The 15408-nt window shown below is 50.4% G+C and carries 9 protein-coding genes; 6 read left to right on the top strand and 3 right to left on the bottom strand.

All coding sequences use genetic code 11. The features are described 5' to 3' along the window. Positions 1-67 precede the first annotated feature (67 nt). Positions 68-2056 (top strand): hypothetical protein, encoded by a 1989-nt coding sequence (locus tag CLV36_RS06665; RefSeq protein WP_106342111.1) that lies wholly within the window; start codon positions 68-70, stop codon positions 2054-2056. Between the two features lie 172 nt (positions 2057-2228). Further along, on the top strand, positions 2229-3392 hold the full coding sequence (locus CLV36_RS06660; protein ID WP_106342110.1) for an iron-containing alcohol dehydrogenase: 1164 nt from the start codon (positions 2229-2231) through the stop codon (positions 3390-3392). Positions 3393-3546: 154 nt separating this feature from the next. Here the strand turns inward: CLV36_RS06660 and CLV36_RS06655 are convergent, their stop codons facing one another. After that, entirely contained in the window at positions 3547-4284 is a 738-nt protein-coding gene (locus tag CLV36_RS06655) for a MerR family transcriptional regulator (protein ID WP_102992537.1), read from the bottom strand. Between the two features lie 303 nt (positions 4285-4587). Here CLV36_RS06655 and CLV36_RS06650 point away from each other — a divergent pair, with 303 nt between their 5' ends. After that, complete coding sequence (locus CLV36_RS06650) at positions 4588-5772, top strand: aminotransferase class I/II-fold pyridoxal phosphate-dependent enzyme (RefSeq protein ID WP_106342109.1); 1185 nt, start codon at positions 4588-4590, stop codon at positions 5770-5772. 74 nt (positions 5773-5846) lie between these two features. Here the strand turns inward: CLV36_RS06650 and CLV36_RS06645 are convergent, their stop codons facing one another. Then, positions 5847-6614: a hypothetical protein gene (locus tag CLV36_RS06645; RefSeq protein WP_106342108.1), complete on the bottom strand. Its 768-nt coding sequence runs from the start codon at positions 6612-6614 to the stop codon at positions 5847-5849. A 369-nt stretch (positions 6615-6983) separates the two neighbouring features. Between CLV36_RS06645 and pyc the strand changes: the two genes are divergently transcribed. Next, positions 6984-10430, top strand: a complete 3447-nt coding sequence (gene pyc / locus CLV36_RS06640) for a pyruvate carboxylase (RefSeq protein ID WP_106342107.1) — start codon at positions 6984-6986, stop codon at positions 10428-10430. A 103-nt stretch (positions 10431-10533) separates the two neighbouring features. Here the strand turns inward: pyc and CLV36_RS06635 are convergent, their stop codons facing one another. Further along, positions 10534-11616 carry a P1 family peptidase gene (locus CLV36_RS06635; RefSeq protein ID WP_106342106.1) on the bottom strand — a complete coding sequence of 361 codons (1083 nt, stop codon included), beginning with the start codon at positions 11614-11616 and terminating at the stop codon, positions 10534-10536. Between the two features lie 917 nt (positions 11617-12533). Here CLV36_RS06635 and megL point away from each other — a divergent pair. Both megL and CLV36_RS06620 read left to right on the top strand, forming a co-directional pair. Continuing rightward, entirely contained in the window at positions 12534-13730 is a 1197-nt protein-coding gene (gene megL / locus CLV36_RS06625; RefSeq protein WP_106342104.1) for a methionine gamma-lyase, read from the top strand. A 56-nt stretch (positions 13731-13786) separates the two neighbouring features. After that, on the top strand, positions 13787-15337 hold the full coding sequence (locus CLV36_RS06620; RefSeq protein WP_102992530.1) for a sigma 54-interacting transcriptional regulator: 1551 nt from the start codon (positions 13787-13789) through the stop codon (positions 15335-15337). Positions 15338-15408 lie beyond the last annotated feature (71 nt).

Genomic DNA, 15408 nt, shown 5'->3' with positions numbered 1-15408 from the left:
TATGTGTGCTATACATGCGTAGCAGGAATCATGCGAAAACGATTGAGTGCGAGGAGCGGAATCGGAGATGCAAGGTCACGTCATTTATCAGTTGGGCGATTTTCCGCCTTTTCCCGGTGAAACGGATGACACGGGCCGGTTTAAGCGAGCGATTCGGGCGATGGCTCCAAGCGGGACGTTATTTGTTCCCGCCGGTCTGTACGCGGTGAAAGAAATCACGGTGACCAAGTCCATTTCCCTATGGTTTGCCGAGGGAGCCTGGGTAGAGGCGAGTGATCGGGAGACGGCGTTTTTATTTCGGTTTGCGGGGGAGAAAAGCGCTGACGGCTATCCCATGCTAAGAGAGGCTAAACGGGGGGATCGTGCGCTTTATCTTCCGCCGTCCGCCGCTCGTGACATAAAGGAGGGGGATGTGATTTGGCTGAGCGATGACAGCGCCCGCCCGTCTGATGGACAACAAGAGATCAACTGTGAAGTGCATGAAGTCGCCGAGGTTGAGTTCCGGGAGCGGGAGTTGCTGGGAGATGCGGTGGAGAACGCTGGGTTGCGAGTCTGGGAGAGTTGGGAGGATTCCCCTTCTGGCCCTCGTGGCACCGCGCTGATTTGCTCTGAGCCGATCCCAGTTGAAGCCGGGCGATTCTACCGATTAGAAGTGTCCGCTAAGCACGGTATCTCCGATAATGGAGTTAGTAGAAGCTGTTATGTGGAATGGGTAGGGAAGCAGGGGAAAATGATTGCCCGCTCAGATGTGATCTCTTTTTCATACAAGGGTTGGCATGTTCATCAGGGTTGCAATTGGGTTGCCCCCCGCGGAGCAACATGCGCCCGGATTTTCCTCCGGTTGCCATCAGAGCAAGCTGTCCAATCCCGCTCTTTGTCGGTGGAACAGGTTTCGTTTAAAGAAGTGTTTACCAAGCTGACGGTGTGTGATTTCATCCGGCTGCCCAAACGGGTGGCGCGGGTCAATGTGGTGAAGATCACCCCGCTTATGCATTGTCGGATAGTCAATTTTCGTTATCGCTTAAAGCAAGGTGCGTCCAAAGGTTTCGGCATATTGGCCCAGCAAGTGCGTCACTTTCATGTCAATGGTTTGTACGCCGAACAGGGAGTAGAATCCGCGATTCAAGTGCGGCGTAGCATGGATGTGACTGTGGAGAATTTTATGATACTGCCTCCGCAACGCCTCGGCTCGGGGCAGGGATATGGCGTCCAGTTTTTTGGTGGCAATCTGGGAGTGGTGGTGCGTAATGGGTATGCTTGCCGCACCCGGCACGCGGTAGACCTGGACAGTACATTTGACGCGGTGGTGGAAGGGGTGACCGATATGGAGGGGCGCGGCGTATCATTCTTGCTCACCCATAACGGATGGGGAGGAGATATGGTGTTTCGCCATTGTCGGTCGCTTTGTTCCGGCTCGTCGGGATTTGTGGCCGAAACACAAGGAGCAGCCAATCCCTATGACTTGACGCATCCCAACATTCATATCATCGACTGCGCCTGGCAACGGGATGTCAGACCCGGCAATGGACTGTGTTATGGCTTTGGCGTATGGTTAAAAGCGCCGGTGTCGGGCAGGATTGAGCGCTTCACGGCCGAAGCGGGAATGGGCCTGCATGATGTCGAGGGGATGGACAATGCGGCGGTGCGCCTCCTGCCAGTCGGAAATCGATTGCATGTGTGTGATGTGGCGGCGAGAGGCTTGCGTCGTGGACTGGTAATCGCCCATCCGCATGAAACCGATGAAACGGAACCTGATCGATATATTTGCGTGGACCGCATTTCTGTACAGCATTGTCAATCGGCCATTTATGTGAATGGGGGGTGGGGCAAGCGCTTGTACTTGCGTGACCTCACCTTGGATCAGGTTAAAAAGTACGTCATCGAGGGAAATCAGACGGGCGGCTATGAAGCATTTGTGATGGAACGCGTGTCGATCACCAATTCTCCGTCGGCGAAGCTTTTCCAATCTGGCCCCATGCCAAGGTCCGGTTCAGTGGTGCGCGGCTGGATTAGAAGGGTGTGGCGGGATTGGGTGTCCAAAGTTGTAAAGCGTTGAATCCTCTTCAATTTATGGACATAGGGCGATTTACGCGGTTGCTCCCTTTTTATTATTGTGATTAGAGTAAACAAGTTTGCTATGCAAACAAAGTGCTCGATAAAAACTTGACCATTCGATATAATAACAAATGAGAGGTACATAATTATCTACTAAAAGAGGTGGCAGGACCTTGCAAAACTTCGTTTTTCATAATCCGACCAAGTTGATTTTCGGTAAAGATACACTCCCAGCCTTGAAAGAACAGGTGCCCCAATATGGAACCAAGGTGTTGTTGGTTTACGGCGGAGGTAGCATCAAGCGAAATGGCATTTATGACAAGACGATCAGCCTTTTGAAGGAAATCAATGCAGAAGTGTTTGAGCTACCAGGTGTCGAGCCAAATCCTCGCTTGTCCACGGTGCACAAAGGGGTAGAAATCTGCAAAAAAGAACAGATTGATTTCTTGTTGGCAGTCGGGGGTGGAAGTGTCATTGATGCCACCAAGGCCATCGCCGTTGGAGCGAAATATGACGGGGACGTTTGGGAAATCATCACCAAACAAGCAGTGCCGTCGGCGGCGTTGCCATTTGGAACGGTGCTCACGTTGGCGGCGACTGGTTCGGAAATGAACAGTGGATCGGTGATCACCAATTGGGAAACGAAAGAAAAGTTGGGTTGGGGTTCTCCGCTGGTGTTCCCGCGTTTCTCTATCTTGGACCCCACCCACACATTTTCGGTACCGCGCGACCAAACGGTCTATGGGATTGTGGATATGATGTCACACGCGTTGGAGCATTATTTCAGCCTAGCACCCAACGTTCCATATAATGAACGCATGGTTGAGTCGCTGTTAATCACCGTGATGGAAGAAGGAAGCAAGCTGGTAGAGGACTTGGAGAATTACGAGCTACGCGAAACCATCCTCTTTTGCGGCACCATGGCCTTAAATGGCGTATTGTCGCAAGGAATGCCCGGCGACTGGGGTACGCATGGAATTGAGCATGCGGTGTCGGCGGTTTATGACATCCCACATGGTGGCGGGTTGGCCATTATTTTCCCCAACTGGATCCGTTATAACTTAGATAAGGCATTGCCCAAAATGAAACAGTTGGCGATCCGCGTTTTCCAAGTGGACCCAACGGGCAAAACAGATCGTGAGATCGCGGAGGAGGGTATCAACCGCCTGCGGTCTTACTGGAACAGCATCGGGGCTCCCAGCCGATTGGCGGATTATAACATCGATGACAGCCAATTGGAATTGATGGCTGAAAAAGCGGCTGGGGACGGCACTGTCGGTCTCACCTACCCAGTGGGGAAAGCGGACGTGTTGGAAATTTTGAAAATGAGCCTCTGACCGCACAAGGGGATCATCCTCCGGCCATGCCGGGGGGTGATCTTTTTGCTTACTTAGAGTAAATGGGATGATGAAGGTGAGTCGAGTTAATACCTTTCCAAAGAAAAACCTCCCTGAATCAATCAGAGGAGGTCGATTGTCAATAATCAATTTTTTAATACCATTTTAATCCCAGGTGGTTTATCGCTTCGCCAATATATCGGAAGCACTCTGGATCACCGCAAGTCTGAGTGGCCATCTCTGGATTTTGATATTGTTTTTGAAGCGATTGGAAAATTTCTTTATTCCCACCTGTGAACATTTGGACTAACTCATGCCAACGTTTTGCCAGCGCCAGAACAGTTGGGTCAGTCGGAGGAGTTCCTTTGTCCATCTCTGCCCGCACTTTGGCAATCAACTCTGGCCATTCCTTCTCAACGGACTGAATTGTTTCTTCGCCAAACATTTCTCTTCTTTTTTTCAGATATTCCATCTGTTCCTCATTAAAGTGCTTTTCCGTCATCTTCATCGCCTCCAATAATTGGATAAGTTGTTCTACACTTAGCTCTTGTCGACTCGTAAGGGCACGTTCCAAATTGGCCAGTTGTTGATAAAGCTCCTGTTGCTTCCGAATTTGTTCTTCCACTCGTTCTCGATGCATACGAACCAGCTTTAGTGGAATAAGCTTTCCACTTTCAAGGATTTGTTTGATTTCCTCCAATGAAAAGCCTAGTTGCCGCAGCGATAAAATTTGTTGCAACCGGAGCAAATCTTGATAAGTGTAAAGACGGTGTCCTGTTTCGGTGTATTCAGTGGGCTTCAACAATCCTAACTGATCATAGTACCGCAACGTGCGCACGGTGATGCCTGTCTGTTTGGCCAGCTCTCCCACTTTCCAAACTTGTTTTGCCACTTGGGTACGCTCCTTTCGAGTGACTGATTTGAATGTACAACATGACGTAACGTAAGGTTCAAGAGGAATTCGTAAAATGGGCTAAGAAGAGGCAGTAGCCTGCTGTTTGGCTGATGAGAAGAAACTCAGTTGATGCATAGTGCATGTTTTAAATTGTATAATGACACTTTTTTATGGCGTTTATATAAAATTCTTTGGTATAATGCAGTAATAACGCATTTTATCTGCACATTAGATATTGTGGGAAAATTGATTAAAGTATATGAAAAAGGAATATTTGAGTAGAATTAGTTGGTGAAAAATATGCCTATACACGACAAGGTATCGCGTATCGTAAAACAAATCCCGCCGTCAGGCATCAGGCGTTTTTTTGACATCGCCAGCCAAAATTCCTCCGTGATCTCGCTGGGGGTGGGAGAGCCTGATTTCAGTACGCCGCCGTCCATAAACAAAGCGGGGATTGAAGCGTTGGAGCAGGGGATGACCCATTATACATCTAACCGGGGATTGCCCGAGTTGATTGCAGAAATTGCTTCTTATTTGTCCAAACGGTTTGCTTTGGATTATCGGCATGATGAGATACTGGTGACCAACGGCTCTAGTGAAGGCATTGACTTGGCGTTGCGGATGCTAATCAATCCAGGGGATGAAGTGCTGGTTGTCGAACCGAGCTATGTGCCTTACGGTCCGATTGTGCGACTGTGCGGAGGGGTGCCCGTGCAAGTGCCAACATCGCTTGAGCATGAATTTAAGCTGACGGTGGAAGATCTGGAGCGAGTAATTACACCTCAGACCAAAGCCTTGATTTTTTGCTACCCCAATAACCCGACGGGCGCCATCATGGATAGGGAAGATTGGGAGCCCATTGCTCGTTTCATTGAAGAGCGTGATCTCATTGTGATTTCCGATGAGATCTATGCCGAATTAACCTATGAGAAAGAACATGTGTCTATCGCTTCTTTTGCCTGCGTCAAAGACCGGGTTATCTTGGTTAGCGGCCTGTCTAAAGCATTTGCGATGACCGGTTGGCGGGTTGGATACGTGGCAGCTTCTGAACCGCTGTTGTCAGAAATGTTGAAGATCCACCAATATACAGCCTTGTGCGCTCCGACGATCAGTCAGATTGCAGCTGTCGAAGCGTTGCAAAACGGCGGGGGGCCATGCCAAGCGATGGTACGGCAATATGACGAGCGAAGGCGGCTGGCGGTGTCCGCGTTTGCGGAAATGGGCCTACCTTGCAATGTGCCTGCCGGAGCCTTTTATGTTTTTCCACGCGTCACTGATTTGGGAATGGATGGACAAGCATTTGCCGAGGCATTGTTGACCGAAGAAGAAGTGGCCGTCGTACCCGGTTGCGCTTTTGGGGAGACGGGGAAGGGGCATATTCGTTGTTCTTATGCCACATCGATTGAGGAGTTAAGGGAAGCTTTTCGACGGATGGCGCGATTTGTGGAGCGGAAGAAACAGGCGTTGCAACCGATGCGCTGAAGCGACGCTCACTGCTTATGACATCGATTGCGGCCAAGCAAGGGGGACGGCTCCCTTGCTTAAACCGCTTGCGATCAGAAGAGGTGGAATGTTTCCGATGATTGAAATTCCACCATTTCCCGCAGCTCTTTTGTGATCGATTCGGTGCCAAGTTCTTTTCGGAACTCATCCATCAGCGGTTCGTAATAGTATAGCAGGAACTGCTCGTATTTCTCATCGATTTCCTCTTCCGTCTCTTCGTCGCGGTTGGGCATGGTATGCGCCATATCATTGAGATAATCCAACACGTCGTTGGAGATGAACAGCAAGTATTGGGGAACCACTTCCCCGATCACTTGTGCAAACAGGGAGCGAATTCTTTCCGCGTATTTCGCTTCGCCTGAAAAATCATATGCGAAATACGCCATGTTGAGATTGTGTAGCAGTTGGGCAATTTTTGTGTAGGCCTCCATCTTTTTGTCATAGATACGGCTGTGCACAAAAGAGCGTTGCCCTTGCATATGGGACCGGCGATTGGAGTAGACTGTGATCGCCACGGTGACAAGCGCCACAATGCCGGTGATGATAGCGGCGTTTTCCTCGGCCTGCAAGCCTTTGGTGTTCATCCATACTTTGACTCCAACATAGGCGAGGCAGACCAAAGCGGCGATGCTGAGCAAGACGGCGACGATTTTCCATCCGTCTTTGCGAAGGCGAGTCAAAAATCGGTTCCACAGGTTGCCCATCCGCTTTTGGCGTTTCAGCTGCTTGACCAATTTCGCCTTGATGCGTTGCTGTTTGGCGGGGTCCAGCTCATTGTATTTTTCACTTAGCTGTTTATAGCGGATATGTAATAGGCTCACAATTTCACCTCCAGACAAAACTTTATATTAATCCATGAAAGATAACCTTTCATCTATGTTTTTTGAATTTATACTTATATCATTATGGCGAAAATGTGAAAAACAAATCAATCGTTGCGCTGAATAAATATTCATTTACAGATATAATAATGTTAATATGAATAATAATTATTAGATTCAACTTGATAAATTTTCTTCTGGTCGCTTTGTCCAGGCGATAGGAGGCGTGTTTCATCCTTAAGTTTTTTGAAGTGATCCGCCCAACGGATCACCGCTGAGTGTATGATAAAAGAAAGGGGGCGTCGGGGAGCGGTTTAGTTCCGATGCCTGCCAGAAGTGTTTCACATCCTATAAAGGAGGCGTTTGCTCATGAGTGTGGTAAAACCTTTCAAAAAAGTGTTGGTGGCCAATCGGGGAGAGATAGCCATCCGCATTTTTCGCGCGTGTACGGAGTTGGGGATTCGCACGGTCGCTGTCTACACTGAACAGGACAAAGTGTCGCTCCACCGTTTCAAAGCGGATGAGGCCTACCTGATTGGGGAAGGCAAGGGGCCGATCGAGGCTTATCTCGATATTGAAGGGATCTTGGAAGTGGCCAAACGCCATCATGTGGATGCGATTCATCCTGGATACGGATTTTTAGCCGAAAATGCTGACTTTTCAAAGAGGTGTGCCGAGGAAGGCATTGTGTTTATCGGGCCGTCGCCTGAACACATCCAAATGTTCGGGGATAAGGTGGATGCCCGGGCGATGGCTATTCAAGCAGGCATCCCCGTCATTCCGGGTACGCCCGAACCCATTCAATCATTGGATGAAGCACGCGAGTTTGCGGAACAGCACGGATTTCCAATCATCCTGAAGGCCGCGGCGGGTGGCGGCGGGCGCGGTATGCGCGTCGTTCGCACCGGTGAAGAACTGGAAGAAGCTTTTGCGCGAGCGCGGTCTGAAGCGAAGTCTGCTTTTGGCAACATGGATGTCTACATTGAAAAATACTTGGAGCAGCCTAAACATGTTGAAGTGCAAATCCTGGCTGACCGATACGGAAACGCCGTTCATCTGTTTGAGCGGGATTGCTCGATTCAACGTCGCCATCAAAAGGTGGTGGAAGTCGCCCCCAGTGTTTCCCTGCCACCAGAGCTAAGAAACGAGATTTGTGAAGTGGCTTTGCGGCTCATGCGAACGGCTGGTTACTACAATGCAGGAACGGTTGAATTCCTAGTCACCCCCGATCACCGTTTTTATTTCATCGAAGTGAATCCCCGCGTGCAGGTGGAGCATACGATCACTGAGATGATCACAGGTGTCGACATTGTGCAATCGCAAATTCGGATTGCCGAAGGGTATGCCTTGAGCGATCCCGAGATCGGTATACAGGGGCAAGAATCCATCACCACCCGCGGCTTTGCTATCCAATGCCGTGTCACAACGGAAGACCCGGCGAGAAACTTTCTTCCGGAAGCAGGACGGTTGCTTGCCTATCGGTCGGGCGGGGGATTCGGAATTCGATTGGACTCGGGCAACGCTTATCCTGGCGCGGTAATCACTCCGCATTACGATTCGTTGTTGGTGAAGGTGTCCTCTTGGGCGATGACTTATGAGCAAGCGGCGAAGAAAATGCTGAGAACCCTGAAGGAGTTTAGAATCCGGGGTGTGAAAACGAATATTCCGTTTTTGGAAAATGTGGTTCAGCATCCGAACTTCTTAAGCGGCGAATACAATACGTCTTTTATTGATAACACACCAGAATTGTTCGTGTTTCCCAAACGGAAAGACCGTGGTACCAAGTTGTTGACTTATATCGGCCAGACGATCGTCAATGGTCATCCTGGGTTGCCGCACGGGAAAAAGCCAACCTTTGCCGCACCACGCATTCCGGCGACATCTGTCGATCAGCCATACCCCGCGGGCACGAAGCAGATTTTGCAGGAAAAAGGCGTGGACGGGCTGCTGGAATGGGTGAAGTCCAGCAAACGGTTGTTGGTGACGGATACGACTTTCCGAGACGCTCATCAATCTTTGTTTGCCACACGCGTGCGAACCCATGATTTGTTGGCTATCGCCGAAGCCACCGGGAAGTTGGGGGCAGATTTGTTTTCGCTGGAAATGTGGGGCGGGGCCACCTTTGACACCAGCATGCGGTTTCTAAATGAAGATCCTTGGGAAAGATTGCACATATTGCGTGAGCGGATTCCCAATATCCTGTTCCAAATGCTGTTCCGTGGAGCCAACGCGGTGGGTTATACGAATTACCCCGACAATGTCATCCAAGAATTTGTCAAAGTAGCCGCCAAGTCTGGGATCGATGTGTTCCGTATCTTTGACAGCCTCAACTGGTTGGAAGGGATGCGGGTGGCTATTGATGCTGTGCGTGACGCTGGCAAAATCGCCGAGGCGACGATCTGTTACACAGGGGATATCTTAGATCCGAACCGCGACAAATATTCGCTGACGTATTATGTGAATTTGGCTAAGGAGCTGGAGAAAGCCGGTGCCCACATGATCGCCATCAAGGACATGGCCGGGTTGCTGAAGCCTTTCGCGGCGTACAAATTGATTACGGCATTGAAAGAAGAAGTGGGTCTGCCCATTCATCTGCATACCCATGATACGAGTGGCAACCAAATGGCCACCTTGATCAAAGCGTATGAAGCGGGTGTCGATATTGTTGACGCTGCACTTAGCTCCATGGCGGGGCTTACTTCCCAGCCCAGTCTGAACGGATTGGTGGCTTCGCTTGCGGGGCAGGAGCGGGAAACCGGATTGGACCTGGCCAGCTTGCAGAAGCTGTCCGATTACTGGGAGGATGTGCGCCCGTACTATGCCGGTTTTGAAAGTGGGATCAAGGCGCCCAGCTCAGAGGTGTATGAGCATGAAATGCCTGGCGGGCAATACTCCAATTTGCATCAGCAGGCGATTGCCGTCGGGTTGGGCGACCGCTGGGAGGAAGTAAAACAAACCTATGCGACGGTCAACCGGATGTTCGGCGATATCGTGAAGGTGACCCCTTCCTCCAAAGTCGTGGGAGATATGGCTTTGTTCATGGTGCAAAACCACTTGACGGAACAAGATGTGTATGAAAAAGGGGAGCGTTTGGACTTTCCAGAGTCGGTGGTCCAATTTTTCCAAGGGTATCTCGGACAGCCGCCGGGGGGATTCCCAAAGACATTGCAAAAGCTGATCTTGAAAGGTCGGGAACATTTCACGTGCCGCGCGGGGGAACGACTGGAACCAGTGGACTTCGCCAAAGTGCGTACGGAACTTGAAGAAAAGATCGGACGGCCGGTCACAGAATATGATCTGCTGAGCTACATCATGTATCCGAAAGTATTCCTCGATCGGGAGAAGAAAGTTAGTGAATATGGCGACCTCTCGGTTTTGGACACGCCCACCTTCTTCTACGGTCTGCGTTTGGGTGAGGAAATCAAGGTGGACATTGAACAGGGCAAAACCTTGATTGTGAAACTGATCAATGTAGGTTCGTTGAATTCCGATGGAACGCGAACCATCTACTACGAATTGAACGGCCAACCGCGGGAAGTGACAGTGCGTGACTTGTCAGTGCAAGAAGACGCCCAGGCCCACCGCAAAGCGGATCCTGATGAGCCAGGGGAAATCGGCGCGACCATGCCTGGCAAAGTGTTGAAAGTGTTGGTGGAGCCGGGAGATAAAGTGAAAAAAGGGGAATATCTTATCGTCACGGAAGCGATGAAGATGGAGACGACGGTGCAAGCTCCGTTTGACGGTGAAGTGAAAGCCATTCATGTGAAGGATGGACAAACCATTGAAGCGGGAGATCTGTTGTTAGAATTGGGTTGAGAGATCAAACGATAGGAACGATTGACGAGACGTTTTTGCCCCAGGTGAGCTGGGGTGAAATCGTCTCGTCTTTTTTTGGGATCCATGCCGTGGTGCCAAATGGTTACGGCTGGGCAAGGTTGGACAGGAACAAGTCGTATTCGATCGCTCGTTTTATTCTGCCTTGGTTGCCGATCGTGGTGGTCGCTTTACACAGTGAATTCCAAATCGCTTCTTCCACCGCTTCCACGGTCATTTCAAACAAACGGGAAATGGCTTCCCCATCCTCAACAAGGTAAGCACACGGCCGGGTCAACCGGTCTGGATAATGGGGGATGCGATGGGCGGTAGAGAAAGCGATGACAATGTCTCCGCTTCCATGGGCGGAAAATGATCCGGTGCGTGCCAAGCCGAAGGTGGCTCTTTTGGCCATGCGGTACAGTTGCCGCTCATTGACGGGCGCATCGGTGGCGATGACGATCATGATGGACCCGTGGGGTGTTTGGGTGGGAGGGGGTGTGTGATCTGCCACTGCCGTCCGGCCACGCCCAGGCAGTAGCAGATCGCGTTCTTCGCCGAAATTGCTGACAACCAAAGCACCGACCGTATAGATATGTTCAGCGAATGGGGCCACCCTAGAGCTGGTGCCGATCCCGCCTTTGTAGCCCATACAGGACATGCCTGTTCCGGCGCCCACGCAACCCTCCGCCACTGCTCCTGCCGTAGCTGATTGAATCGCTCGATAAGCGTGCTCTGGTCTGACGTGCAATCCTCGAATATCGTTTAGGTACCCGTCATTGCATTCACCCACTAGCACATTGACGGTTCCGGTCGATTCACCGATGTCGCTGTTTTGGTCTAGTAGGTAGCGGAGGGTTCCTTCGGCTACGGCGGGAACGGACAAGGTGTTAGTCAACATGATGGGACTTTCGATGGTACCTAGTTCTTGGAGTTGGATGGAACCAACTGTTTTTCCGAAGCCGTTGATCACGTGCACACTTCCCAGCACTTTTTCTTGAAACAGATTGCCGCCATGCGGCAAGATCGCCGTCACTCCTGTTCTTACTGCTTTTCCCGCTTCCAAATCATATGACAAGGTGTGGTGGCCGACTTTTACCCCGGGTACGTCGGTCAAGCCGTTTAATTCACCAGTGTCAAATCTGCCGATCTTCATGCCCAATTCGCGCAATCTGAGGCGATTTTCCATGAGTTGTATTCCCCCTGTTTCAAAAGATCCCTTGTTTATACCATAACTCATTTTCAATGGAAAATAATTTTCCATCTTGTCTGTTTCGGAAAGACTCGTTCGCGGGAAAGAAGGAGGTGGTGCCGGACGATCTCGCCTACTGGGACAGAATAGTCATTTTGTTTGCATGCGTGAAGCAGGTAAGCGTTGAAGTACGAAGAAAGGGATTATGACATGAAAAAAGCTTGGTCCAAGAGCTGTCCAAGTTGGCGCAGAAAATCGAGGGTTTGCAACAGTGAACAAAAGCTCTTTCACCCACCTCTGGGAGGGGAAAGGGCATTTTGCTTTGTCAAAAGCAGGGATGTTCTTTTCTTTATAAATCTCTGGGTTGCTGTGGGCATCAATTGGCAGGACGATGCATGGTCGATGTAAGGTTGTCCCCAGGGAACACAGTGTGAGGAACGGAGAGAAACTGGGCACGTTGCCAACAGTATGATGCAAGTGAATGGGAATCAATGAAGGGGGGCTACATGAGCGGGAGGGATATCCCGCCAATGTATTGCCAGGAAAGCATTGGGGATAAAGGAGGAACGAGATACCCCAAGCCATGGGGTATCTCTTCAAGAATTGGGAAAAGATAGGTCGATGTTGCCGAATGGGTTGTAGCGCATGACCGTAGAGGCATGTTCCCCAACCCATTCGGTGAACTTAATCATTGTACATAAAAAAGTTGTAGAAAGTATGACGTATAAATGCGAAATTGTTACAAAAGTTATAAATTTGGTTCAAAATGGGCAATGATGGTGGAAACATATGATACCAACGCGGTTCGAATGATTTCCAAAAGCATGCTCATAAACGGCTATGTGTAGTGTGTTTGTGGTTGGCACCCCTTTTGCATGTTTTGATCGTAAAGACAGCAGAAAGGGGACAGGGAAATGAGCCATTCACAACAAAAAAGAGATTTCGGGTTTGCTACCAAGGCGATCCATGATACCGCCCATCAAAGATTCGCCGGAGGGCCTCTCGTTCCACCGATCTATCAAACATCGACCTTTGTGTTTCCTACAGCGGAGGAGGGGGCGGAACGATTTGCTGGTGAAGCGTCGGGATACATTTACTCCCGGTTGGGGAATCCGACGGTCTCCGTTTTGGAAGAGAAGATCGCATCCTTGGAAAAGGCGGAGATGGCCTTGGCGTTTTCATCGGGCATGGCGGCCGTGTCAGCGGTGTTGATGGCTTTGGTGAAAACAGGTGATCATATATTGTGCTCCAAAGGGATGTACGGATGCACATTTAGTTTGTTGAATTGGTTGCAAAACCGGTTTGGCGTGGAGCACTCCCTTTCCACCATGAGCGATGAAGAAATGTTGCGTCAAGCGATTAAGCCTAACACCAAGCTGATTTATGTAGAAACACCGGTCAATCCTACCATGGAGTTGATTGATCTGGAGATGGTCGGGCGAGTGGGCAAGGAGTTGGGTATTATTACCATTGTGGACAACACCTTTATGTCCCCTTATTTGCAAAGGCCGATCGAATGGGGTTGTGATTTGGTTATCCATAGTGCGACCAAATATATCGGCGGTCATGGGGATGTGATCGCCGGGTTGGTCGCAGGTCCGCGGTCGTTGCTGGAGGAGGTGCAAAAGACCACGCAAAAGGATTTTGGCGGAGTTCTCGGGCCGATGGATGCGTTTTTGCTCCTTCGCGGATTGAAGACGCTGGCGGTGAGAATGGAAGCACACACGAAAAACGCACAGGTGGTGGCGCAGTTTTTAACGTCGTACCCCCAAGTGGAGCGCGTTCACTATCCCGGATTGCCTGAATTTCCTCAGCATGCGTTGGCCCAAAAGCAGATGGATGGCTTTGGGGGAGTGGTTAGCTTTGAATTAAAAGGCGGGCATGAAGCTGCGACGCGAATGCTTAATCATGTGTCGCTGTGCCGAGTGGCGGTTAGTTTAGGGGATGTTGATTCGTTGATCCAACATCCAGCTTCCATGACACACGCCATTGTCCCACGGGAAGAGCGTCTTAACATGGGGATTACGGATGGCCTCATTCGATTGTCAGTCGGTATTGAGGAGGTGCAAGATATCATCTGCGATCTCGAGAATGCGCTTTCATTTGTGTGATATGGACGCGGAGACTCTGTTAAGATAAAAGAAAACACCGAAAAAGGGTGGCTGACATGGAAACGACGACGTTTGAGATCGAGACGGAAAACCGGGTCGGAATCACTCATGATGTAATCGGGTGTTTTCTTTGTTCTAACATCAATATCATGCGAATGGAAGTGAAGCCGCATTACATCTATATCAAAATCAAATCGTTAGAGCAAAGGTTGCACAGTCGGCTCATCTCTTCCATTGGGGAGATCTCCGGTGTGCGGCGCATCGACGTGATACCTTTCTTGCCTTCAGAAGGCAGGGAAGATCAGATGAACACGATCCTGGGAACTGTTTCTGAAGGGATGATCCTGTTGGATCAAGCGCTGCGCGTTCAAGCTGTCAATCGGGCGGCGCGCGGCATGTTGCCGATTCCATGGGATCAGTTGAAAGGCAGGCCGCTCGCAGATCTGTGGGGGAGGCATATTGCCGATTGCAGCCAGTGCTTGGAAAGCGGGATCGAGGTATTGAACAAGGCAGTGACGATTCAAAGGAAGACTGGGGAAACGGCGCAAATGGTGGCCAGCTACTACCCGATCCGCTCGGAAACGGCTAATCGCAACCAGGGGATCGTGATTGTGATCAGGGACATGAAACAGATCAGCGATTTGATTCAATCAGTCAAGAGCACAGGTATGGTTCAATTTGCGGACATTGTACATCGTAGTGAAGAAATGGCCCGTTGCATCGCCCTCGCCAAACGCGTGGCCCGGTGCGACGCAACCATTTTTTTGTACGGGGAGAGCGGGACGGGCAAAGAGTTGTTTGCGCGGGCCATTCATTACGAGAGTTTGCATGCCGCCGGGCCATTCGTTCCTGTCAATTGCGCGGCTATTCCCGAGGCGCTGTTAGAAAGCGAATTGTTCGGTTATGAAGCGGGTGCTTTCACTGGTGCGGCCAAAGGTGGAAAAAAGGGCTTGTTTGAAATGGCCCAAGGGGGAACCCTATTTTTGGATGAAGTGGCCGAATTGCCCCTCCATTTGCAGGCAAAATTGTTGCATGCGGTGGAAGAGCGGGCGGTGCGGCGGGTTGGCGGCGATAAGCGCATCCCGATTGATCTTCGCATCATCGCGGCAACTAATCGGGATTTGTCTGCGATGGTCGCGCAAGGTCGATTTCGGGGTGATTTGTATTACCGCTTGCATGTGATACCGATCCAGCTTCCCCCCTTGCGGGAACGAAAAAGCGACATACCGTTGCTGGCGTCTCATTTTGCAGGAAAATTCCGCCGATTAGCTGGCCGCCCGCCGTTGTCTTTGTCTTCCCAAGCCATGCATATGTTGCTGACCCATGATTGGCCCGGCAATGTCCGCGAATTGCGCAATGTGATCGAGCGAAGTGTCTATCTCTGCCTTGAAGAGGAAAAGGAGCTAAAAAAGGTTCATATTGAAAATAAAGCAACCAGCAAAGGGACGACAAATGCCGTTGGTCTAAAGGAACGGATGGAAGCATATGAAAGGGAAATCGTGGCCGAGGCGCTCAAACGATGCCAGAGCGTCCGTCAAGCTGCTCGCGATTTGGGGATCAGCCACACCGCGCTGTTGAGAAAGGTGAGGAAGTATGGTCAAAGCTGAACTGGATCAAGGGTGCAATCATTGTTTCTGCCACAAGAAAAATTTGCGTCTTTGGGATGATTGAGCGTACA

Origin of the sequence: Laceyella sediminis (genome assembly GCF_003003125.1) — a bacterium.
GTDB lineage: Bacteria > Bacillota > Bacilli > Thermoactinomycetales > Thermoactinomycetaceae > Laceyella > Laceyella tengchongensis.
Note: the sequence above shows the minus strand (reverse complement) of the source record. Positions and strands in the feature narration are given on the sequence as shown.